This is a genomic window from Rubellimicrobium mesophilum DSM 19309 (genome assembly GCF_000600335.2).
Classification (GTDB): domain Bacteria; phylum Pseudomonadota; class Alphaproteobacteria; order Rhodobacterales; family Rhodobacteraceae; genus Rubellimicrobium; species Rubellimicrobium mesophilum.
The window spans coordinates 15335-37404 of record NZ_KK088583.1 but is presented as its reverse complement, the minus strand read 5'-3'; the positions used below and the strand labels follow the sequence as shown (position 1 = coordinate 37404).

Below are 22070 nucleotides of genomic sequence, written 5' to 3'. Positions count from 1 at the left end.
CCCAGCCGCCGCGGGCCGAAGCCCGCCCCTCGCGCCCTGGCCGTGGCACGCCCGGCGCGACCCTCGGGCACGACGGACCGGCGCGGCGCCAACCCCGCGCCCCCGTAACGGCCCGAGACCCCTTTCACCCGCCCATTCCCCACCACCCACCCGGCCGGGGCCGATCGCCAGAGCCCCGGCCTGTCCCGGAACCTCCGCTGCCGCGCATCATTCGCCCCCGGGAACGCTCCCCCGGAGCGTTTCCGGGCGGGCCTCACCCCAGCACCCGCCGCAGGAACTCCCGCTCCCCCTCGTTGGCGATCAGCCCCAGCGCCACCCCCGGCGGCGCCCAGAGCGGCGCGTGCATCGCCTCCGACGGCGGCCCCACCCGCCGGACGGGCCGCGCGAGCCAGACCTGGCAGACCTTCTCCGCCCACATGTCGTAGTCCGGCATGTAGGCGAAGCGCCGATAGGCCCCGAGCCGCCGCGCCGCCGCGATGGTCCAGCCCGTCTCCTCCCGCACCTCCCGGTGCAGCGCCCGCAGCGCCGACTCCCCCGGGTCGATGCCGCCGCCCGGCAACTGCACCTCGGGCCTGGGCTCCGCCTGGAAGGTCAGCAGCAGCTCCCCGTCCCGCCAGAGGATCGCATAGGCCCCCGGCCGGTGCCGGTAGCGCCGCCCCCGCTCGACCGCCTCGCCCCAGCGCCGCATGGCCCACCCCTTCAATCCCATCGCCCGAGCCCCTATATGGAGCCCCGATCCCCCCTCCCGTCCAGACCTCGGCCCGCTTCCCGCGGCTCCCGTTTCAGCTTAAAGGAAATCCCATGAGCCTCGGCGCGCAGATTGCCTGGGACGACACCGTCCTGCCCTTCCAGCTCGACGCCTCCGACATCCGGGGCCGCGTCGCGCGCCTCGACGGCACGCTCGAGAAGGTCCTGTCGCAGCACGACTACCCCGCCGCCATCGAGGCCCTGGTGGCCGAGACCGCGCTCCTCGCCGCGCTGATCGGCCCCACGATCAAGCTGCGCTGGAAGCTCTCGCTCCAGATCCGGGGCGACGGCCCGGCCCGCATCGTCGCCGCCGACTATTACGCCCCCGAGACCGAGGGCGAGCCCGGCCGCATCCGGGCCTGGGCCAGCTTCGACCCCGAGCGGCTGGACCCCGACGGCGACGCCTTCGCGCAGATCGGCAAGGGCTACTTCGCGATCCTCATCGACCAGGGCGAAGGCACCACCCCTACCAGGGCATCACGCCCATCGCCGGAGGCTCCCTCGCCGCCTGCGCCGAGACCTACTTCGCCCAGTCCGAGCAGATCCCCACCCGCTTCGCCCTTTCCTTCGGCCGCTCGCGCCTCCAGGGCGACAGCGGGGAGCGGTGGCGCGCCGGCGGCGTGATGATCCAGGCCATGCCCAAGGCCGGGATGTCCGTCGCGGCCTCCGAGGGCACGGGCGAGGGCGGCCTCCTGCACCACCGCGACATCCTCGACGGCGAGGAGGGCGAGAACTGGAACCGCGCCAACATCCTCCTCGACACCGTGGAGCCTCTGGAGCTCGTGGGCCCGCAAATTCACCCCACCGACCTCCTCGTCCGCCTCTTCCACGAGGAAGGCCCCCGCATCTACGACGCGCAGCGCGTGGGCTTCGGCTGCTCCTGCTCGCCGGACAAGGTGCGGCAGTCCCTGTCGATCTACTCGGCCAAGGACATCGCCCACATGACCACCGAGGAGGGGATCGTCACCGCCGACTGCCAGTTCTGCGGCGCGCATTACGAGTTCGAGCCCCAGACCCTGGGCTTCGAGGCCACGGCGGCCAGTGACCCCCGCTGACGCCGAGCCCCTCCTGCGCCGGGCGATGGCGGCCTCCCGGGCCGCCTCGTCCGACTACGACCTCGACCCCGGCCTGCCGCGCCCCATGGGCCGGGACCTCCGCCCCGCCGCCGTCCTCCTCGCCGTGGACCTCTCCGGCCCAGAGGCGCGGGTGATCCTGACCAAGCGCTCCCCGCACCTGCGCCACCACCCCGGCCAGATCGCGCTGCCCGGCGGCGCCGTCGACCCCGGCGAGGACAGCGCCGCCTGCGCCCTGCGCGAGGCCTTCGAGGAGATCGGCCTCCCCCTTTCCCATGGCGAGATCCTCGGCGCCTACGGCCCCCACGAGACGGTCACCGCCTTCTCGGTCACCGCCGTCCTGGCGCTGGTGCGCGAGCCCTTCGACCCCCGCCCCGAGGCCGGCGAGGTCGCCGAGGTCTTCTCGGTCCCCCTCTCCCACCTCGCCGACCCCGCGAACTACCGCGTCGAGGGCCGCCGCTGGCAGGGGCGCCACCGCCGCTACTGGGTTGTCCCCTGGGGCCCCTACTATATCTGGGGCGCGACCGCGCGCCTCCTGCGCGGCCTCGCCGAACGGATCGACGCCGCCCGTGCCTGACGACGCCCTCGCGCCCCTCCTCGCCCACGAGCCCGCCCGCCGGGTCCTCGCGCTCCTCACCGAGGGCGGCCATCGCGCCTGGATCGTCGGCGGCGCCGTCCGCGACGCGCTTCTCGGACGACCCATCGGCGACATCGACGTGACCACCGACGCCCGCCCCGAGCGCGTCATCGAGCTCGCCGAATCCGCCGGCCTCAAGGCCCTCCCCACCGGCCTCGACCACGGCACCGTCACCCTCCTCGCGGGCGCCCCAGTCGAGGTCACCACGCTCCGCCGCGACGTAGAGACCTTCGGCCGCCACGCCACCGTGGCCTTCGGGCTCGACCCGGCCGAGGACGCCGCCCGCCGCGACTTCACGATGAACGCCCTCTACCTCGCCCCGGACGGCACCCTCCTCGACCCCACCGGCGGCCTCCCCGACCTCCGGGCCCGCCGCATCCGCTTCGTCGGCGACCCCTCGACCCGCATCCGCGAGGATTACCTCCGCAGCTTGCGCTACTTCCGCTTCCACGCCTGGTATGGCGACCCCGAGGAAGGCCTCGACCCCGACGCCCTGGACGCGATCGCCCGCAACCTCGACGGCCTCGACACCCTCTCGCGCGAGCGCGTGGGCCACGAGACCCTCCGCCTCCTCGCCGCCCCCGACCCGGCTCCGGCCGTCGCGGCCATGCGGATCACCGGCACTCTCGCCCGCATCCTTCCGGGCGCGGGGGACGGCCTCCTCGCCCCCTTGGTGCATATCGAGGGGGAGGCGCGCCTCCCCCTCGACCCCCTGCGTCGCCTGGCGGCCCTGGGAGGAGAGGACCCGCGGGATGCCCTGCGCCTGTCGAAGCAGCAGACGAAGCGCCTCGAACGGCTGCAGGAGGGCATGGCCTCCCTCGTCTCCCCCGGGCGAGCTCGGCTACCGCCTGGGCGAGGACGAGGCCCTCTCCATCCTCGCCCTCCGCGCCGCCCTGTCCAACGCGACCATCGCCCCCGAGGACCTGCGCCGCGCCGAGGAGGGCACCGCCCAGCGTTTCCCCCTGGCCGCCGCCGACCTCGCCCCCCTCTCCGGCCCCGCCCTCGGCCAGCGCCTGAAATCCCTGGAGCGCGCCTGGATCGACTCCGGCTTCAGCCTGCCCCGGGACGCCCTCCTCGCCCTGCCCTGAGGACAGCGCCGAAAAACAGGGCAACGCCCGTTTCCCTGCGTGTCAGGCAGGTCTATATCCGGCGGACGACTGCACCCCCGTCCATAGTCCCCGCCCGCCCCCTGGGCGGCCCATTCCCATTCGCACCCCCATGTTCCGCCTCTTCGAGAACCTCGTCGATCCCTTCGCCCCGCACGCGGCCGTCAACGCGCCGCCGCGCAAGCTCTGGCCCTGGCTCCGCAGCCACATGGGCCCGTTCCGCGCCGTCTTCTGGGCGACCGGCATCGCCGTGGCCGCCATCGCCGCCATCGAGCTCTGGCTCATCCACTACTCGGGCGAGCTCATCGACACCCTGACCGCCTCGGACCCCGACACCGCCTGGCGCGAGCACGGGACCGAGCTCCTGCTCGTGGCCCTCTTCGTGCTCCTCGCCCGGCCCCTGGCCTTCGGCCTCCAGGCCCTGCTCCTCAACAACGCCATCCTGCCCAACTTCGGGATGCTGGTCCGCTGGCGCTCGCACGGGCACGTCCTGCGGCAGTCCGTGGGCTGGTTCGAGAACGACTTCGCCGGCCGCATCTCCAACCGCATGATGCAGGCGCCCTCCTCGGCGGGCGACGCGGTCTACCACACCTTCGACGCCCTGGCCTACGCGATCTCCTACATCGTGGGCGCCGGCGTCCTGCTCTGGGCCGCCGACGCGCGCCTGCTGATTCCGCTGGCGCTCTGGCTCGTCCCCTACGGCGCCCTCGTCGTCTGGACGGTGCGCCGCATGGGCCCCGCCTCCAAGGCCGCCTCCGAGGCCCGTAGCGCCCTGAACGGCCGCGTCGTCGACGCCTACACCAACATCCACTCGGTCAAGATGTTCGCGCAAGGCGACCGCGAGCTCCTCCTGGGCCGCGACGCCATGGAGCGCACCCGCGTGAGCTTCCAGCGCGAGATGCGGATCTTCACGGTCATGGACCTCGTCCTGACGCTGCTGAACGGCGTGCTGATCGTGGGCGTCACCGGCTGGGCCATCTGGCTCTGGACCGCCGGAGCCGCCTCCGTGGGCGTGGTGGCCGCCGCCTCCGCCCTGGTGCTGCGCCTATCGAACATGAGCGGCTGGATCATGATGTCGGTCTCGCAGTTCTTCGAGGCCCTGGGCGTCATCGGCGAGGGCATGGAGAGCATCGCCCAGCCGATCACGCTCCTCGACGCCTCCAGCGCCAAGCCCCTGCGCGTCACCGAAGGCCGGATCGAGTTCCAGGACCTCACCCACCACTATGGCAAGGGCTCCGGCGGCCTCCACCGCCTCCAGCTCACCGTCGAGCCCCGCCAGAAGGTCGGCCTCGTCGGCCGCTCCGGCGCCGGCAAGTCCACGCTGGTGAAGCTGCTGTTGCGCTTCTACGACGCCGAGGGGGGCCGCATCCTGATCGACGGCCAGGACGTCCGCGACGTGACGCAGGACAGCCTCCGCGCCGCCATCGGCATGGTCAGCCAGGACAGCTCGCTCCTCCATCGCTCGGTGCGCGAGAACATCCTCTACGGCCGCCCCGACGCCTCCGAGGCCGAGATGATCGCGGCGGCCAGGCAGGCCGAGGCCCACGACTTCATCCTCGGCCTCGCCGACTCCGACGGCAACCAGGGCTATGACGCCCGCGTGGGCGAGCGGGGCGTGAAGCTCTCCGGCGGCCAGCGCCAGCGCATCGCCCTCGCGCGCGTGATCCTCAAGGACGCGCCCATCCTCGTCCTCGACGAGGCCACCTCGGCGCTCGACTCCGAGGTCGAGGCCGCCATCCAGTCCACGCTCGCCACCATGATGGAGGGCAAGACGGTCATCGCCATCGCGCACCGCCTGTCCACCATCGCCCGCATGGACCGCATCGTCGTGCTCGACGAGGGCCGCATCGTCGAGGATGGCTCCCACGACGAGCTCCTCGATCGGGGCGGCATCTACGCCCGCCTCTGGAGCCGCCAGTCGGGCGGCTTCCTCGCCCCCGACCTCGACCTCGCCCCGGAGGCCGCCGAATGACCGACATCGCCCCCTCCCGCCGCGAGGCCTGGGCCGAGCGCATGGCCCGCCTGATCCCGCCCTTCGACGAAGGCCCGGTGCCGCGCCCGCCCCGGACGCTCTGGGCCTTCTTCGCCTGGTGCCTGCGCGGCTCCTTCCCGGTGCTGCTCGCGGCTTCGGTGGTCAGCGTCCTCGCCGGCACCGCCGAGGTGATCTCGGCCGTCCTCCTCGGCACCGTGATCGACGCCGCCAACGCCAGCGGCCCGGACCGGCTCTGGGCCGACCATCACCTGCTCTTCATCGGGATCGCGGTCTTCCTGGTCGGGCTCCGGCCCCTGACCTTCGGCGCCTCGGCCCTGTTCCAGGCGGTGGTGATCGGCCCCTCGCTCAACGTCCTCGTGCTCTCGCGGCTGTTCCGCTGGACGCTGGGCCAGGACATCACCTTCTTCGACAACGACTTCGCCGGCCGCATCGCGCAGAAGCAGATGCAGGCCGCCAGGGCCGTGACCGAATCCACGGTGGAGTTCATCAACACCATCGTCTTCGCGCTCTCCTCGGTGATCGCGACGCTGATCCTGGTGGTCTCGATCGACTGGCGCGTGGGGGGGCTCCTGGGCCTCTGGTTCGCGGGCTACCTCTGGTACATCTCCGGCTACCTCCCCCGCATCCGCAAGCGCGCCGAGGGCCGCGCCGCCGCCCGCGCGGTGGTCACGGGGCAGGTGGTGGACACCATCACCAACATGAGGACCGTCAAGCTCTTCGCCCACGATCAGGCCGAGGACGAGGCCGCCATCCAGGCCATGGACCGCTACCGCGAGCGCACGCTCGACTACGGCACGATCTCCACGAGCTTCCGCTACGGCCTCATGGTGATCGCGGGCATCCTCCCCGTCCTCATGGTGGGCTTCACGCTCTGGCTCTGGACGCGTGGCGGCGCCACGGCGGGCGACATCGCCGCCACCGGCACCGTCGCGCTCCGCATCGCGCAGATGACCGGCTGGGTGAGCTTCGCCCTCATGGGCCTCTACGCCAACGTGGGCGAGGCCGAGGACGGCATGAACACGCTCGCGCACAACCACTCCATGGTGGACGCGCCCGACGCCGTGCCCCTGCGGTCGGCCGAGGGCATCCGTTTCGACGACGTCACCTTCGCCTACGGCCGCGACGAGGACTCCGAGGGCCAGGCCGGCGTGCAGGACCTGAACCTCGCCATCGCGCCCCACGAGAAGATCGGCCTCGTCGGCGCCTCCGGGGCCGGCAAGTCCACGCTCGTGGCGCTCCTCCTGCGGCTCTACGACGTGGAGAAGGGACGCGTGCTGGTCGGCACCCAGGACATCCGCGAGGTCACGCAGGAATCCCTGCGCCACGCCATCGGCATGGTCACGCAGGAGACGGCCATGTTCAACCGCTCGGCCGCCGACAACATTCGCTACGGACGCCCCGACGCCACCGACGAGGAGGTGATCGCTGCCGCCCGCGCCGCCCGCGCCCACGACTTCATCCTGCAGCTCGAGGACTTCAAGGGCCGCACCGGCTACGACGCCCACCTCGGCGAACGGGGGGTCAAGCTCTCGGGCGGCCAGCGCCAGCGCATCGCGCTCGCCCGCGCCATGCTCAAGGACGCGCCGATCCTCGTCCTGGACGAGGCGACCTCGGCGCTCGACTCCGAAGTGGAAGCGGAGATCCAGGCCGCCCTGGAGGAGGCCATGGTAGGCAAGACGGTGATCGCCATCGCCCACCGCCTGTCCACCATCGCCTCGATGGACCGCATCGTCGTCATGGACCAGGGCACCATCGTCGAGGAAGGCACGCACGACGCGCTCCTCGCGCGGGGCGGGCTCTACGCGCGCTACTGGAACCGCCAGTCGGGCGGCTTCCTGCAGATGGACGCCGAGGCCGCCGAATAACCGGTATTTGAGGAGCGCTCCGCTTGCGTCGGGCGCGGGGTGGTCTCATCTAGCCGTGCAATGACCCATTGTCCCGACCCTGGCCCCGCGACCCGCGTGGCGTCGCTCACCCACCATGGCCAGGGCCGCCTCGCGGACGGCACGCTGGTGCCGCGCGTCCTCCCCTGCGAGGTGCTGGAGCCCCGCTCCGACGGCACCTGGCGCATCCTGAAACCTTCCGAGGACCGCGTCGCCCCGCCTTGCCCCACTTCAACGCCTGCGGCGGCTGCGTCATGCAGCACGCCTCGGACCCCTTCGTCGCCTGCTGGAAGGCCGGGATCGTCATGGGCGCTCTGGAGGGCCAGGGCATCGAGGGCGAGGTCGCGCAGGTCCTGACCTCGCCCCCGGGCAGCCGCCGCCGCGCCCGCCTCTCCGGGCGGCGACTGAGGAAGGGCGCGCTCCTGGGCTTCCACGCCCGCGCCTCGGACACGGTGGTGGACAACCCGCGCTGCCGGATCCTGACGCCCGCCCTCATGGCCCTGCGCCCGGCCCTCCTCGACCTCGTGCAGCTCGCCGCGCCCCGCTCCCGCGAGATCGGGCTCACGCTCACCGAGAGCCCGGCCGGGGCCGACGTGGTGGTCGAGGACGCCCGCGACCTCGACACCGCGCTGCGCCAGGACGCCGCCGCCTGGGCCGCCCAGGCCGGCGTCGCGCGTTTCACGTGGAACAATGACCTTGTCGCCCAGTCCGAGGCCCCCTGGCAGCCCATGGGACGCGCCCGGGTCGTGCCCCCGCCCGGCGCCTTCCTCCAGGCCACCCGCGAGGGCGAGGCGGCGCTCGTCGCCCTGGTCCTCGACGCCACCCGGGGCGCCAGCCGCGTCGCCGACCTCTTCTCCGGCGTCGGCACCTTCGCCTTGCCCCTGGCCGAGACCGCCGAGGTCCATGCCGTCGAGGGCGAGGCCGCCATGACCGAGGCGCTGCTGAAGGGCTGGCGCGGCGCCCCGGGCCTCCACCGCGTCACCGCCGAGGCGCGCGACCTCTTCCGCCGCCCGCTCGAGGCGGCCGAGCTCGGGCGCTTCGACGCCGCCGTGATCGACCCGCCTCGCGCCGGGGCCGAGGCCCAGGTGGCCCGGCTGGCCGAGGCGGGCGTCCGCACCATCGCCTACGTCTCCTGCAATCCGGCCAGCTTCGCCCGCGACGCGCGCGTCCTCCTCGCCGCCGGCTACCGCATGGACCCGATCACCGTCGTGGACCAGTTCCGCTGGTCCGCCCATGTGGAGCTCGCCACGCGATTTTCCCGGGCCTGAGACGCGCGGGGGGCTCGCGCGGGGCGCCGGAATCGGCTAGGCTCCCGTCTCGAACGGCGGCAGACCGGGCAGGCGACAGTGATGATCTCAAGGCGATCCCTTCTGGGCGGCGCGGCCGCCCTGGCGGCAGGCTCCCTCGCGGGCTGCTCCACCAAGTTCCGCACCTACGACGGCCCGCCCGTGACGGGCATCGTCGTGCAGAAGGCCCCCCGGCGGATGTACCTCCTCAGCGGCGGCACCACGCTGCGCGCCTTCGACATCCGGCTGGGCGGCGACCCCCTGGGCCCCAAGCGCTGGGAAGGCGACGGCAAGACGCCCGAGGGCGCCTATGCCATCGACCGCCGCAACCCGAACTCGAGCTACTACCTCTCGCTCGGGATCTCCTACCCGAACCCGATGGACGTGGCCTATGCGCAGTCGCTGGGTCTGCGACCCGGCGGCGACATCTTCATCCACGGCACCCCGCGCGAGAAGCGGCGCGCCGGCGACTGGACGGCCGGCTGCATCGCCGTGACCAACCGCGAGATGGAGGACATCTACGCCATGGTCGGCGAGGGGACCCCGATCTTCATCGACGCCTGAGGGTCGTCGGGGCCGGACGCCCGGCCCCGCGCTGCCTCAGGTGGCGAGAACCATCGTCCACCAGATCTTGCCTTCCTGCTCCTGGAACCAGGCGAGGCCCAGCTTCGCCGCGGTGGGATCGAGGATCACGGCCCGCGTCTCCGGGTCGCTCATCCAGGCGGCGAGGGTCTGCGTGTCGTCCTCGTAGGACTCCGAGATCACCTCGCCCACGAGCCGGCCCGCGTAGCCCACGCGCTGCAGCCGGTCCACGGGCGAGGACCCGTCCGAGCCGAAGTGCCAGGGCCGGTTCTGCACCGCCATGTCGCGGCTGTGGGTCGCGGCCGCCGCGGTCAGCGCCGCGTCCAGGGTCACCGGGGCGACGCCGGCCGCCTGCCGCAGGGTGTTGACCGAATCGGCCATCCGGTAGCCGATCTGGGCCTCCATCTCGGGCGTGATGCGGAAGACGCCGCCCGGCGCCGAGTTGGTGGTCGAGGCCGCCGGGCCCCGTCCGCAGGCCGCGAGCCCCAGGAGCGCCATCCCCGCCACGATCGCCCTGCGCTGCATCCGAAATCCCCTCGCTCGATGTCCGGCCGCTCTCTTAGCGGGGGCGAAACCGGGTTTCAAACCGGATCGGCGCAGCTCGGCCCAACTTATCCACAGGCGTGTGTTGATGCCGCACTCGCATCCCGCTAACGCTTCTTCCACAACCGCGACACGAATCGGGGGATACAGGCACCATGACCGACCGGAACGGGATCAATCGCAGGCGGCTTCTCGGGACGGGGGCGGCGCTCCTGGGCGCCGGGCTCGCCACGCCGGCCCTGGCGCTCCAGGACCACAGCACCGAGATGGAGCCCGACATCTCGCAGTCCACCCACCACAACATCTCCGCCTTCCGGGAGCTGGACTGGCAAGACTACTTCGACAACACCGCCCATGGCGTGATCCTCTGCGACACCAAGTCCCGCGCCCTCCACTTCTGGAGCGAGGATCAGTCGACCTACCGCCTCTTCCCCACCTCGGTCCCCCTCACCGACGAGCTCACGAAGCTCGGCCGCACCGAGGTCATCCAGAAGGTGGTGAACCCGCCGTGGCGCGCCACGCAGGGGGAGCTGGAGCGGAACCCCGACTGGCCGACCTTCGTCGCGGGCGGCGATCCGATGAACCCGCTCGGGCCCCTCGCGCTCTACCTGAGCTGGCCGGCCTACCGCATCCACGGCACCCACGACACCCGCAAGATCGGCCGCCGCTCGTCGAACGGCTGCATCGGCCTCTACAACGAGCATATCCGCCAGCTCTTCGACCTGACCGAGGTCGGCACGCAGGTCATCCTGATCTGACCCCTGACGATCGCAGGGGCCCGGGCCTTGGAGGCCGGGCCTCTTGCCGCTAAAGGCCTCCCCAAGGAGGACCTGCCCATGCATCCCGTCACCATCTGCCCCTCGATCCTGTCCGGCGACTTCTCCGCCCTGGGCAGCGAATGCCGCGCCCTGGCCGAGGCCGGGTCCGACTGGGTCCACGTGGACGTGATGGATGGGCACTTCGTCCCGAACCTCACCTTCGGCCCGCAGATGTGCGCGGTGCTGCGGCCCCACATCCAGGGGACGATGGACGTCCACCTGATGATCGCCCCCGTGGATCCCTACGTCGAGGCCTATGCCAAGTCCGGCGCCGACATCCTGTCCGCCCACATCGAGGCCGGCCCCCATGTCCATCGCACGCTCCAGGCGATCCGGGGCACGGGCTGCAAGGCGGGCCTCGCCATCAACCCCGGCACAGGGCTCGACGCCGTGGCCCACCTCCTCGACGACATCGACCTCGTCAACGTGATGGGCGTGAACCCCGGCTTCGGCGGCCAGAAGCTGATCCCGGCCACCATCGCGAAGGTGCGCCAGCTCCGGGCCATGATCGCGGACCGCCCGATCCGCATCCAGGTGGACGGCGGCGTGAACGCCCGGACCATCCACGCCCTCGCCTCGGCCGGCGCCGACCTCCTCGTCGCTGGCGCGGCGGTCTTCGAGGGCGGGCCGGAGGCCTACCGCCGCAACATCGAGTCGCTCCGCGCCACCGCCGAGGGCGTGCTGGCCTAGAGCCGTTCCAGATCCCGGAGGAGGCCCTGCAGCACCTCCTCCTTGGGACCCTCCACCGAGACCCGAAGCCCCCGCTCGTCCGCCCCCAGCGGCTCCAGCGCCTCGATCTGGCTGTCGAGCAGCGAGGGCGGCATGTAGTGACCCTTGCGGCGTTGCAGCCGTTTCAGCACCAGCTCCCGCTCGGCCACGAGGTGCAGGAACACGAGCCCCGGCACACTGGCCCGCAGCCGGTCGCGGTAGCGCCGCTTCAGCGCCGAGCAGGCCGCCACCACCGGCGGCTCCCCTTCGGCCAGCGCCGCGCCCACCCGGTCGAGCCAGGGCCAGCGGTCCTCGTCGGTGAGAGGCGTGCCCCCGGCCATCTTGGCACGGGCCTCCGCCGTGTGCAGGTCGTCCCCCTCGACGAAGCGCCCGCCCAGCGCCTGGGCCAGCCGCGTCCCGGTGCCGGTCTTGCCGACGCCCGACACGCCCATGACCACGAAGCGCCCCGTGCCTCCGTCCATCAGACCCAGCCCGCCAGCCCGCGCAGGATCGCCCCTTCCAGCGCATCCAGATGCGCCGGGTCGTCGTTGAGGCACGGGATGTAGGTGAACTGCTGCCCGCCCGCGTGCACGAAGGCCTCGCGGATCTCGCCCTGGATCTCCTCCAGCGTCTCGATGCAGTCGGCCGAGAACGCGGGCGCGCAGACCGCGATCCGCCTCACGCCTTCCTCCTTCGCGAGGCGGGCGACCTCCTCGACCGTATAGGGCTTCAGCCACTCCTCCGGCCCGAAGACGCTCTGGAAGGTCGTCCGCACCTTGGACCGGTCCCATCCCAAGGCCTCGGTCAGGAGTCGCGTCGTCTTCTGGCACTGGCAATGGTAGGGGTCGCCCTGCATCAGATACCGCTTCGGCATCCCGTGATAGGAGCACAGCAGCAGTTCCGGCTCCTCGCTGGCCCCTTCCCAGCCGCGCCGCACGGAATCCGCGAGCGCCCCGATGTAGGCCGGGTCCTCGAAATACGGGTCGAGCACGCGCGACACCGGCTGCCAGGTCTCGGCCATCAGCGCCCGAAAGAACTGGTCGCAGGCCGTGGCCGAGGTCGCGCCCGCGTAATGCGGATAGAGCGGCGCGAAGAGGATGCGGTGGCACCCGTCCTCCACCATCCTCCGCACGACGGACTGGGTCGAAGGGTTGCCATACCTCATGCAGAACTCGACCCGCACCCCGTCGCCCAGCCGCGCCGCCAGCCGCTCCCGCAGCCCCAGCGTCTGCGCCTTGGTGATCGTCAGCAGCGGGCTTTCGTTGCGCTCCCGGTCCCAGATCTTGCGGTAGTTGGCGCCCGAGGTGAACGGCCGCTTGGCCAGGATCACCGTCTGGAGGAGCGGCTGCCACTTCCAGCGCGGATAGTCGATCACCCGCCGGTCCGACAGGAACTCGTTCAGGTAGCGCCGCATCGACCAGTAGTCGTGCCCGTCCGGCGTCCCGAGGTTCGACAGCAGCACCCCGATCCGCGCAGGCGGGACGCTGGGGTGGCCTTCGGGGGCCTGGGCCGGCACGGCGGGCGGCAGGGGCGTCTGGGCGTTCATCCTCGTCTCTCCCGAAGGGGCGCCCGGCACTCTGCCGGGGCCCGGGCGGCGCGGCAAGGGACCAAGCCCCGGCCCGGCCGCATCAATTCTCTCCGACTGCGCCTCAGTCCCCGCGCTCCCGCCGCGCCTCGTCCAGCGCGTCGGCGAGGCTGCGGACCGCCGAGCCCGGCCGCAGCGCCTTGGGCTGGCTCGGCGCGGGCTTCCAGCCGGTCAGCGTCACCACCTCGAAATGCGCGACCGCCCGGCCCTCGTCGTTCACGGGATAGCGCGCCATCGCCCCCAGCAGCACCGCCCGCCGCGTGAACCGCCGCAGCCGCCCCGCCAGCGCGTTCGCCTCCCCCATCGCCCGCAGGTCGCGCATCAGCGCCAGCGCATCCGAGTAGCTCACGTCGAAGGGCGCCGCGTCCGCCACCGGCAGCGCCAGCCCCGCCCGCCCGAGCAGGTTGCCGAGGTCTCGGATCTCCCCCATCGGCGCCACCCGGGGGCTCAGGCCGCCCGTCGCCTCGACCTCCGCCTCCGCCAGCGCCCCGCGCAGCTCCGCGAGCGTGAGCCCCCCGAACAGCGTCGCCACCAGCAGCCCGTCCGGCTGCAAGGCGCGGGCACATTGCACGAGCTGCCCCACCGGATCGTCCGCCCAATGCAGGCAGAGGTCGTGGATCACGAGGTCCTGCGCCCCCTCCGGCAGGTCCAGCACCTCCGCGTCCGGCACGATCCGCGCGCCGGGCAGGCGCCCCTGCCACACCTCCGGGAAGGGCGTCACCACGGCGGGGGCCGTAAACCTTCTGTTAACCTCCGCGAGCCTATCCTGCACCTCGTCGGCCACGGCCTCTCGCAGGAACAGGGCAGAGGCGCGGGCGCGGTGGCGCCCCAAAGCGGATCGGTCGGTAAGCTGGGCCATGATGGCGCCCATGTAGGGGAGACGGCGAAGGATGCAAAGCGCGGCCGAACTGGCGCGAGGCGTACTCGGCACGGTTCGCCGCGCCCTCTACCCGCCCGCCTGCGTCGCCTGCGGGACACTGACGGACTCCGAGTTCGCTCTCTGCGGGACGTGCTGGCGCGAGGCCGGGTTCCTCGCCGGCGCCCTCGTCTGCGACGCCTGCGGCACGCCCCTGCCCGGCCAAGACGACGGCCCGGTCCATTGCGACGACTGCCTCCGTCGCCCGCGCCCCTGGACCCGTGGCCGCGCCGCCCTGCCCTATCGCGGGACGGGGCGCGCCCTGGTCCTCGCGCTCAAGCACTCGGACCGCACCGACCTCGCCAAGCCCCTCGGCGCCTGGCTCGCCGCCGCCGCCCGGCCCCTCGTCCTGCCCGGCCAGGCCCTCGTGCCCGTGCCGCTCCACTGGACCCGCCTCGCCCGGCGGCGCCACAACCAGGCGCAGCTCCTTGCAAGGGAGGCCGGGCGCCACCTGGGGCTCCCCGTTCTCCCCGATGCCCTCGTCCGCACCCGCTCGACGAAGAGCCTCGGACACGGTGGCCGCGAGGCACGCGCCAAGTCCCTCGAAGGCGCCATTGCCCCGCATCCCCGCCGGGGCGCGGCCCTTGCCGGGCGGCCCGTCCTCCTCGTGGACGACGTGATGACCTCCGGCGCCACCCTCGCCGCCGCGGCCCAGGCCAGCCTTGCAGCCGGCGCAACGGGGGTGCGCGTTATTGTCCTAGCCCGCGCGCTGCTCGAACCCTAGCGGGCCTCGGGCGTTCTCCCTACGTTGTAACGACCTACGGAGGGCATCATGCCGAGCATCGAGATCTACACCTCGCCCACCTGCGGCTACTGCCACGCCGCCAAGCGCCTTCTCGCCCAGAAGGGCGTCACCTATTCCGAAGTGGACGTGGCCCGCCAGCCCGAGCGCCGGGTCGAGATGGTGCAGCGCGCGAACGGGCGCCGGACTGTCCCGCAGATCTTCATTGGCGGAAAGCACGTCGGCGGCTGCGACGACCTCTACGCGCTCGACTCGGCCGGGAAGCTCGATCCGCTGCTCGCCGCCTGATGCGCGCGGGCCTGATCCAGTTCACCTCCTCCGACGATCCCTCGGACAACCTGGCCCGCCTGCGCCCCCTCATCGGGGAGGCCGCCGCGGGCGGCGCCGAGCTCGTCTGCACGCCGGAGGTCACGAACTGCCTCGCCCCCCGGGCACGTCTCCTTGAGATCGCGACCAGCGAGGAGCAGGACCCTGTCCTCGCCGGCCTGCGCGAGGAGGCCGTGCAGCGGAACGTCTGGATCGCCGCCGGCTCCCTCGCCATCCGCACGGGTGACCCCGACGGCCGCCTCGCCAACCGCTCCTTCCTGATCGGCCCGGACGGCGGGATCGCGGCGCGCTACGACAAGATCCATATGTTCGACGTGGACGTCTCCGCCGCCGAGACCTGGCGCGAATCCCAGTCCTTCCGCCCCGGCACGCGCGCCGTCGTCGCCAAGACGCCCCTCGCCACCCTGGGTCTGACGATCTGCTACGATCTGCGCTTCCCGCATCTCCACCGGGCGCTGGCCAAGGCCGGCGCGCAGGTCCTCCTCGTCCCTGCCGCCTTCACCCGCCCCACGGGCGAGGCGCATTGGGAGACGCTGCTGCGCGCCCGCGCCATCGAGACCGGCTGCTTCGTCCTCGCGAGCGCCCAGACGGGCGAGCACGCCGCCGGCCGCCTGACCCACGGCCACTCGCTCGCCGTGGCCCCCTGGGGCGAGGTCCTGGCCGACGCGGGCCGCGAGCCCGGCGTGACGTTGGTGGACCTCGACCTCGCCAAGGTCGAGGAGGCCCGCCGCCGCATCCCGGCGCTCCAGCACGACCGCCCCTTCGAGGGACCCTGAAGCCCTACTCCCGCACGCTCGCGGTGACGTAGTTCACCGACAAGTCCGTCTCCGACAGCCGCCAGCTCCAGCCCAGCGGGTTGAACACCATCCCCATCCGATCCACCGGATGCAGCCCCGCCTCGCGCAGCATCCCGAAGAGCTCGTCCGGCGTGATAAACTTCCGCCAGTCGTGCGTCCCCTTGGGCAGCCAGCGCATCACCTGCTCGGCACCCACGATGGCCATCAGGTAGCTCTTCGGGTTGCGGTTCAGCGTCGAGCAGACGTGGAGCCCGCCGGGGTTCAGGAGGTCCCGCACCGACCGCAGGTATTCCTGCGGATCGGCGACGTGCTCGATCACCTCCATGTTCAGCACCACGTCGAAGCGCTCGCCCGCCTCGGCCAGCGCCTCGGCGGTGGTGTGGCGATAGTCGATTGCCAGCCCCGACTGCTCGGCGTGGAGCCGCGCGACCGGTATGTTCCGCGCTGCCGCGTCCGCCCCTACGACAGTCGCCCCCAGCCGCGCCATGGGCTCGCTCAGCAGGCCCCCGCCGCAGCCTATGTCAAGAAGTCGCAGCCCCTCGAACGGGCGCGCGGAATGACGATCTCGACCGAAGCGGCCCGCGATCTGCGCGGCGCAGTATTCGAGGCGGACGGGGTTCATCTGATGGAGCGGCTTGAACTTTCCGTGAGGGTCCCACCATTCCGCCGCCATCCGTTCAAACTTCCGGACCTCGGCTTCATCTATGCTGGACCCAGCAACCAACGTCCCGACCGGCTCCTGCTTCGTCATCATCGCCCCACGCCTCTCGCAACCCCGATCGAAGGTCTGATATAGCCCGGACATGGACAAGGTCTCCGCGCCCCTTCACGCCCGCTTCGCGCCGCACCCCGCCCTCTACCCGGGGCAGGAGCCCTATGCCACCCATGCCCTCGACGTGGGCGACGGCCACCGCCTCTACGTGGAGGAATGCGGCAACCCGGACGGCCTTCCGGTCGTGGTGCTGCACGGCGGCCCGGGTGGCGGCTGCAGCCCGGCGATGCGGCGCTACTTCGACCCGCGCGTCTTCCGCACGGTGCTCTTCGACCAGCGCGGCTGCGGCCGCTCCCGCCCGCACGCCTCCGTCGAGGCCAACACCACCTGGCACCTCGTCGCCGACATCGAGCGCATCCGCGAGCATCTCGGCATCGACGCCTGGGGTTGCGTCTTCGGCGGCTCCTGGGGCGCGACGCTCGCGCTCCTCTACGCGCAGGCCCACCCCGACCGCGCCCGCTCGCTGGTCTTGCGCGGCGTCTTCCTGATGACCCCGCAGGAGCTCGACTGGTTCTACGGGGGCGGCGCCGGCGCCTTCTGGCCCGACCTCTGGGACCGCTTCCGCGCGCCAGTCCCGGAGGAGGAGCGCCACGACCTCATCGGCGCCTACAACCGCCGCCTCTTCTCGGGCGACCTGCGCGAGGAGGTCCGCTTCGCCCGCTCCTGGGCCGGGTGGGAGAACGCGCTGGCCTCCATCGACAGCGAGGGACCGGGCGGCACCCATGCCGTGACCGGCGCGCCCTTGGGCGGCTTCGACGCCCCCGCCGACTACGCCCGCGCCTTCGCGCGGATCGAGAACCACTTCTTCGTGAACGGCGGCTTCCTGTCCCCCGATCAGGCGATCCTCGCCAATATGGACCGCATCGCCCACATCCCCGGCGTGATCGTCCAGGGCCGCTACGACATGATCTGCCCGCCCTCCTCAGCCTGGGCGCTCTCCCGCCTCTGGCCCTCCGCCCGGCTCGAGATGGTCGCCAAGGCCGGCCACGCTCTCAGCGAGCCCGGCATCACCGCCGCCCTCGTCCGCGCCATGGACTCCCTGGGCGAGCGCTTCTCCACCCGTCCCCGGCAGGCGATGCCATGAGCCTCCTGCGCCGCCGCCCCGCCCCGCCGCTCCGCCGCCTCGACTCGCGGGTGAGCCGGCGCGGCCTGCTGGGCGCCGGCGTCCTGGCCGGGGTCCTCGCGGCGAGCGGCGTCCCCCTCCAGGCCCGCACGCGCGGCGGCACCCTGCGTCTCGGCCTCGCACGGCCCCTGCCCTTCGACGGCGACTGGACCCACGCTCCCGCCATCCTCGCCCAAGGCGCCGTCTACGACGCCCTGACCGAGATCGGCCCCACCGGCGACCTCTCGGGCGAGCTCGCGCAATCCTGGGAGGCCGCCCCGGGCGCGAAGGTCTGGCACCTCGCGCTCCGCCGCGATGCTCCCTTCCACGATGGGACGCCCCTCACCTCGCAGGACGTTCTGGCCTCCCTCGCCCGCCACCGCACCGGCCCCGCGTCCTGGGTCCTTAACCGGATCGAGCGGATCGAGGCGCAGGGGCCCCACGCCCTGCTGATCCAGCTCCACGACGGCGACCCCGACTTCCCCTTCCTCCTCGCCGACCCACGCCTCGTGATCGGCCCCGAAGGCACCTTCGACGGCACCGGCACCGGCCTTTACCGCCTCGCCGAGCATCAGCCCCCCGGCCGCCTACGCCTCGACCGCGTGGCCGAGCACTGGAAGGACGGCCGCGCCGGCTGGTTCGACGCCGTGGAGGCCGTCCCGCTCCCCGACCCCCGCGACCGCCTCGACGCCCTCCTCGCGGGCGAGGTGGACGTGGTGGACCCCCTGCCCCCGGACCTTCTGGCGCAGGCCGAGGGCCTCGCCGCCGCCGCCGCGCAGGGCAACCGCCAGCTCCACGCCCGCCTCCCCGAGGGCGCCGACGCCTCCCTAGCGAGCCTCCTGTCCCGCGCCCTCGACCGCGACGCCATCGCGAGCGCCTGGGCCGGCACCCCCGCCGCCGACCACCCGCTAGGCCCCCTGCACCCGGCCCTCGCCGCCCTGCCCGTGCCCGCCTTCGACCCGGAGGCCGCCGCCCTCGTCCCCGCCCCCCTCCTCACCGCCTGGGAGGGCCGCCCCACCGAGGACGCGACCTTCGCCCACGCCCTCGCCGGCCCCTGGTCTTCCCTGCGCGACCACCCTGCCCTCCTTCCCCACCTCGCGGCCGCCCGCGCCACCGAAGGCCCCGAGCGGCAGGCCCATTACGAGGCCGCGCAGGCGATCTGCGCCGAGGCCGCGGTCGTCGCGGTCGTCGCCCACATCCCCGCCGTGACGCTCCACAGCCCTGCCCTCGCCCATGGCCCGGTCTCCGGCGCGGCCCCCCTCGACGGCGCCCGCCTCCCCGAACGCTGGTGGTTCGCCTAAACCACTTGCGCCGGCGACCTCATCCGCCTATATGCCCTTCAACAGCGGCGCGCCGGCCTCCACCCCCGGCGCTCCACCGGCAGACTATCGACGGGCCGCGCGCCCGTCGTTTCGTTTTCAGGACTGCCCCACCCCCATGTCCGACCTCATCGCCAAGACCGCCATCGACAAGCGCCTCGCGCAGATCGTGGAACCCGTGGCCCAGGACCTCGGCCTCGAGCTCGTGCGCCTGCGCCTGATGGGCGGCCAGCACCCCACGCTCCAGATCATGGCCCAGAAGCCCGACGGGACGATGGAGGTGGACGACTGCGCCCGCCTCTCGACCGCCGTCTCCGCCGTGCTCGACGTCGAGGACCCGATCACCGACGCCTATACGCTGGAAGTCTCCAGCCCCGGCATCGACCGCCCCCTGACCCGCCTCAAGGACTTCGAGACCTGGGCCGGCCATGAGGCCAGGATCGAGACCGTCGAGCAGATCGACGGCCGCAAGCGCTTCAAGGGCACGCTCCAGGGCACCGAGGGCGACGAGGTCCTCCTCGAGATCGAGGAGAAGGGCCAGCCCGTCACCATCGGCCTCAAGTTCGACTGGCTCGCCGACGCCAAGCTCGTCCTCACCGACGACCTGATCCGCGAGACGCTGCGGGCGCGCCAGGACGCCGGCCAGATCGACGAGGCGCAGTTCGACGCCGTGGAAGAAATCATCGAGGGAGACGAGGAGGCCCCGACTCTGGATCGGCCCCCGCCCCCACTTCGCAGGAGACCCATTGATGGCCATCACCTCCGCCAACCAGCTCGAATTGCTGCAGACCGCCGAGGCCGTCGCGCGGGAGAAGATGATCGACCCCGGCCTCGTCGTGGAGGCGATGGAGGAGTCGCTCGCCCGCGCCGCCAAGTCCCGCTACGGCGCCGAGATGGACATCCGGGTCAGCATCGACCGCAAGACCGGCCGCGCGACCTTCACCCGCGTCCGCACCGTGGTCGAGGACGAGGGCGTGGAGAACTACCAGGCCCAGGTCAACGCCGACCAGGCGCGCGATCTCGTGAAACAGCACCGCCCCGCCGTGACGGTGATCGCCGGCGCCGCCGGGCGCCAGTTCCTCCTGCGTAACGCGACCGAGGCCGACGCCAAGCGCACCACCGGCGTGAACCAGCTCGCCGACCCGGAGATCGGCGACGAGCTCGTGGACGAGGTGCCGCCCGTGGACCTCGGCCGCATCGCCGCGCAGTCCGCCAAGCAGGTCATCCTCCAGAAGGTCCGCGAGGCCGAGCGCGACCGCCAGTACGAGGAGTTCAAGGACCGCGTCGGCAACATCATCAACGCCACCGTCAAGCGCGAGGAATACGGCAACGTCATCGTCGACGTGGGCGCCGGCGAGGCGATCCTGCGCCGCAACGAGAAGATCGGCCGCGAGGCCTACCGCCCTGGCGACCGCATCCGCGCCTACGTCAAGGACGTCCGGCGCGAGCCGCGCGGGCCCCAGATCTTCCTCAGCCGCACCGACCCGCGCTTCATGGCCGAGCTCTTCAAGATGGAGGTGCCCGAGATCTACGAGGGCATCATCGAGATCAAGGCTGTGGCCCGCGACCCTGGTAGCCGCGCCAAGATCGCCGTCATCTCCTACGACAACTCGATCGACCCCGTCGGCGCCTGCGTCGGCATGAGGGGCTCGCGCGTGCAGGCCGTCGTCAACGAGCTGCAGGGCGAGAAGATCGACATCATCCCCTGGAACGAGGACGTGCCGACCTTCCTCGTGAACGCCCTCCAGCCCGCCGAGGTCTCCAAGGTCGTGCTCGACGACGAGGCCGAGCGGATCGAGGTCGTGGTCCCCGAGGAGCAGCTCTCGCTCGCCATCGGCCGCCGCGGCCAGAACGTGCGGCTGGCCTCCCAGCTCACCGGCCTCGACATCGACATCCTCACCGAGGAGGAGGAGTCCAAGCGCCGCCAGAAGGAATTCGACGAGCGCACCCAGCTCTTCATGGCGACGCTCGACCTCGACGAGTTCTTCGCCCAGCTCCTGGTGGCCGAGGGCTTCCGCACCGTCGAGGAGGTCGCCTACGTGGACCAGGAGGAGCTCCTCTCCATCGACGGCGTGGACGAGGGCACCGCACAGGAGCTCCAGGCCCGCGCCAGCGACCACATCGAGGCCGAGCGCAAGAAGGCGCTCGACCGTGCCCGCGCCCTGGGCGTGGAGGAGACGCTCATCAACTTCCCCGGCCTCACGCCCCCGATGATCGAGGCGCTGGCGCAGGACGGCATCAAGACCCTGGAGGACTTCGCGACCTGCGCCGACTGGGAGCTCGCCGGCGGCTGGACCGAGCAGGACGGCCAGCGCGTCAAGGACACCGGCATCCTCGAGAAGTTCGACCTCTCGCTCGAGGAGGCCCGCAACATGGTGATGTCCGCGCGCGTGGCGCTCGGCTGGGTGGACCCCGACGAGATCGAGGCCGAGGCCTCCGAGGAGGCGGAGGAGGTCTGACCTCCTCCGGATTCGCCGCATGACGCGGGGCGGAGCGAAGGTGGAGCGCGAGGAGCCCGAGCGGCGCTGCCTCGTGACCGGCGAGACGGGGCCCAAGTCGGGCCTCGTCCGTTTCGTGGTGGGGCCGGACAACTCGGTCGTGCCGGATGTTGTGGGAAAATTACCGGGGAGGGGGATGTATGTGACCGCCTCCCGCCCCATATTGGAGCAGGCGAGGAAGGGCCAGTTCGCCCGCGCGGCCAAGGCCCCCGTCACGGTCCCCGACAACCTTGCGGACGAGGTCGAGCGCCAGCTCGCCCACCGCGTCGTGGACCTGGTCTCCCTCGCGCGGAAAGGCGGGCTCGCCATCGCGGGCTTCGAGAAGGTCAAGGAGGCCCTGGCCCTGGCGGGCGAAGGCCTGGGCAAGCGGGCCTGGTCCCGCGTCCGCGTCCTGCTCCAGGCCTCCGACGGCTCCGAGCGGGGCAAGGCCAAGCTCTGGACGCCCGAGGGCGCGCGCTACTTCTCCTGCCTCACCAGCGAGGAGCTCGGGCGCGCATTCGGTCGCCCAACCGTGATTCATGCGGCTTTGGCGTCTGGCGCCTTGGCCGACCGTGTTGTAGAGGAGGCCGCAAAACTCCGTGGCCTGAGAGATGTGGATGGCGGCGACCGCGCCGCCCCCTGAGGATTAGATACCCT

19 protein-coding genes and 4 pseudogenes are annotated in these 22070 nt (G+C 72.3%); 17 read left to right on the top strand and 6 right to left on the bottom strand.

The features are described 5' to 3' along the window. Positions 1 to 253: 253 nt before the first annotated feature. Entirely contained in the window at positions 254 to 688 is a 435-nt protein-coding gene (locus tag RUMESO_RS14865; protein WP_037281336.1) for an NUDIX domain-containing protein, read from the bottom strand. Positions 689 to 801: 113 nt separating this feature from the next. Between RUMESO_RS14865 and hslO the strand changes: the two are divergent. From hslO to RUMESO_RS14830, 7 genes and pseudogenes are all read left to right on the top strand, one after another. Then, positions 802 to 1802, top strand: a pseudogene (gene hslO / locus RUMESO_RS14860) (Hsp33 family molecular chaperone HslO). Then, positions 1789 to 2397 carry an NUDIX hydrolase gene (locus RUMESO_RS14855; protein WP_425414914.1) on the top strand — a complete coding sequence of 203 codons (609 nt, stop codon included), beginning with the start codon at positions 1789 to 1791 and terminating at the stop codon, positions 2395 to 2397. Before hslO ends, RUMESO_RS14855 begins: the two are co-directional and overlap by 14 nt. Continuing rightward, positions 2390 to 3545: pseudogene (locus tag RUMESO_RS14850) on the top strand (CCA tRNA nucleotidyltransferase). The gene RUMESO_RS14855 and the pseudogene RUMESO_RS14850 overlap by 8 nt, the downstream one beginning before the upstream one ends. A 130-nt stretch (positions 3546 to 3675) precedes the next feature. Next, the gene (locus RUMESO_RS14845) at positions 3676 to 5535 is read left to right on the top strand and encodes an ABC transporter ATP-binding protein (protein ID WP_037281335.1); all 1860 of its coding nucleotides are present in this window, start codon (positions 3676 to 3678) and stop codon (positions 5533 to 5535) included. Beyond that, the gene (locus RUMESO_RS14840) at positions 5532 to 7421 is read left to right on the top strand and encodes an ABC transporter ATP-binding protein (RefSeq protein WP_082484092.1); all 1890 of its coding nucleotides are present in this window, start codon (positions 5532 to 5534) and stop codon (positions 7419 to 7421) included. The genes RUMESO_RS14845 and RUMESO_RS14840 overlap by 4 nt, the downstream gene beginning before the upstream one ends. A gap of 60 nt (positions 7422 to 7481) precedes the next feature. Continuing rightward, positions 7482 to 8707, top strand: a pseudogene (locus RUMESO_RS14835) (class I SAM-dependent RNA methyltransferase). Positions 8708 to 8788: 81 nt separating this feature from the next. Continuing rightward, a complete protein-coding gene (locus RUMESO_RS14830; RefSeq protein ID WP_037281334.1) occupies positions 8789 to 9289 on the top strand; it encodes a L,D-transpeptidase family protein in 501 nt (166 codons plus the stop codon). A 36-nt stretch (positions 9290 to 9325) separates the two neighbouring features. Here RUMESO_RS14830 and dalA read toward each other — a convergent pair whose 3' ends face one another. Beyond that, on the bottom strand, positions 9326 to 9832 hold the full coding sequence (gene dalA / locus RUMESO_RS14825) for a divisome-associated lipoprotein DalA (RefSeq protein ID WP_037281333.1): 507 nt from the start codon (positions 9830 to 9832) through the stop codon (positions 9326 to 9328). 173 nt (positions 9833 to 10005) lie between these two features. Here dalA and RUMESO_RS14820 point away from each other — a divergent pair, with 173 nt between their 5' ends. Both RUMESO_RS14820 and rpe read left to right on the top strand, forming a co-directional pair. Next, positions 10006 to 10608, top strand: coding sequence for a L,D-transpeptidase (locus RUMESO_RS14820; protein ID WP_037281332.1), 603 nt, complete (start codon positions 10006 to 10008; stop codon positions 10606 to 10608). A gap of 78 nt (positions 10609 to 10686) precedes the next feature. Further along, complete coding sequence (gene rpe, locus RUMESO_RS14815; protein ID WP_037281331.1) at positions 10687 to 11358, top strand: ribulose-phosphate 3-epimerase; 672 nt, start codon at positions 10687 to 10689, stop codon at positions 11356 to 11358. Here the strand turns inward: rpe and RUMESO_RS14810 are convergent. The 3 genes from RUMESO_RS14810 to RUMESO_RS14800 form a co-directional block, all read right to left on the bottom strand. Beyond that, positions 11355 to 11858 carry a gluconokinase gene (locus RUMESO_RS14810; protein WP_037281330.1) on the bottom strand — a complete coding sequence of 168 codons (504 nt, stop codon included), beginning with the start codon at positions 11856 to 11858 and terminating at the stop codon, positions 11355 to 11357. The two genes, rpe and RUMESO_RS14810, sit on opposite strands and share 4 nt — an antisense overlap. Further along, complete coding sequence (gene hemH / locus RUMESO_RS14805; protein ID WP_037281329.1) at positions 11858 to 12922, bottom strand: ferrochelatase; 1065 nt, start codon at positions 12920 to 12922, stop codon at positions 11858 to 11860. Before hemH ends, RUMESO_RS14810 begins: the two co-directional genes overlap by 1 nt. Positions 12923 to 13025: 103 nt before the next feature. Next, a complete protein-coding gene (locus RUMESO_RS14800; protein ID WP_037281328.1) occupies positions 13026 to 13820 on the bottom strand; it encodes a methyltransferase domain-containing protein in 795 nt (264 codons plus the stop codon). A 31-nt stretch (positions 13821 to 13851) separates the two neighbouring features. Between RUMESO_RS14800 and RUMESO_RS14795 the strand changes: the two genes are divergently transcribed. The 3 genes from RUMESO_RS14795 to RUMESO_RS14785 are packed head-to-tail and all read left to right on the top strand — an operon-like array spanning position 13852 to position 15722. Further along, entirely contained in the window at positions 13852 to 14601 is a 750-nt protein-coding gene (locus RUMESO_RS14795) for a ComF family protein (protein WP_051521360.1), read from the top strand. Positions 14602 to 14649: 48 nt separating this feature from the next. Continuing rightward, entirely contained in the window at positions 14650 to 14907 is a 258-nt protein-coding gene (gene grxC / locus RUMESO_RS14790; RefSeq protein WP_037281327.1) for a glutaredoxin 3, read from the top strand. After that, positions 14907 to 15722, top strand: coding sequence for a carbon-nitrogen hydrolase family protein (locus tag RUMESO_RS14785; RefSeq protein ID WP_037281326.1), 816 nt, complete (start codon positions 14907 to 14909; stop codon positions 15720 to 15722). Before grxC ends, RUMESO_RS14785 begins: the two co-directional genes overlap by 1 nt. A gap of 4 nt (positions 15723 to 15726) precedes the next feature. On the opposite strand, the gene ubiG is transcribed toward RUMESO_RS14785, so the two are convergent. After that, positions 15727 to 16494 carry a bifunctional 2-polyprenyl-6-hydroxyphenol methylase/3-demethylubiquinol 3-O-methyltransferase UbiG gene (ubiG, locus tag RUMESO_RS14780; RefSeq protein WP_169791177.1) on the bottom strand — a complete coding sequence of 256 codons (768 nt, stop codon included), beginning with the start codon at positions 16492 to 16494 and terminating at the stop codon, positions 15727 to 15729. Positions 16495 to 16546: 52 nt separating this feature from the next. On the opposite strand from ubiG, the gene pip reads away from it, so the two are divergent. The 5 genes and pseudogenes from pip to RUMESO_RS14750 all read left to right on the top strand — a co-directional run bounded on the left by pip (position 16547) and on the right by RUMESO_RS14750 (position 22056). Continuing rightward, on the top strand, positions 16547 to 17599 hold the full coding sequence (gene pip / locus RUMESO_RS14775; RefSeq protein WP_037281325.1) for a prolyl aminopeptidase: 1053 nt from the start codon (positions 16547 to 16549) through the stop codon (positions 17597 to 17599). Next, the gene (locus RUMESO_RS14770; protein WP_051521358.1) at positions 17596 to 18918 is read left to right on the top strand and encodes an ABC transporter substrate-binding protein; all 1323 of its coding nucleotides are present in this window, start codon (positions 17596 to 17598) and stop codon (positions 18916 to 18918) included. The genes pip and RUMESO_RS14770 overlap by 4 nt, the downstream gene beginning before the upstream one ends. Before the next feature lie 136 nt (positions 18919 to 19054). Beyond that, positions 19055 to 19636, top strand: a pseudogene (gene rimP / locus RUMESO_RS24355) (ribosome maturation factor RimP); the annotation flags it as partial. A gap of 49 nt (positions 19637 to 19685) precedes the next feature. Continuing rightward, positions 19686 to 21395, top strand: coding sequence for a transcription termination factor NusA (nusA, locus tag RUMESO_RS27875; RefSeq protein ID WP_037281322.1), 1710 nt, complete (start codon positions 19686 to 19688; stop codon positions 21393 to 21395). 19 nt (positions 21396 to 21414) lie between these two features. After that, a complete protein-coding gene (locus tag RUMESO_RS14750; protein WP_037281321.1) occupies positions 21415 to 22056 on the top strand; it encodes an RNA-binding protein in 642 nt (213 codons plus the stop codon). The last annotated feature ends 14 nt before the right edge of the window (positions 22057 to 22070 follow it).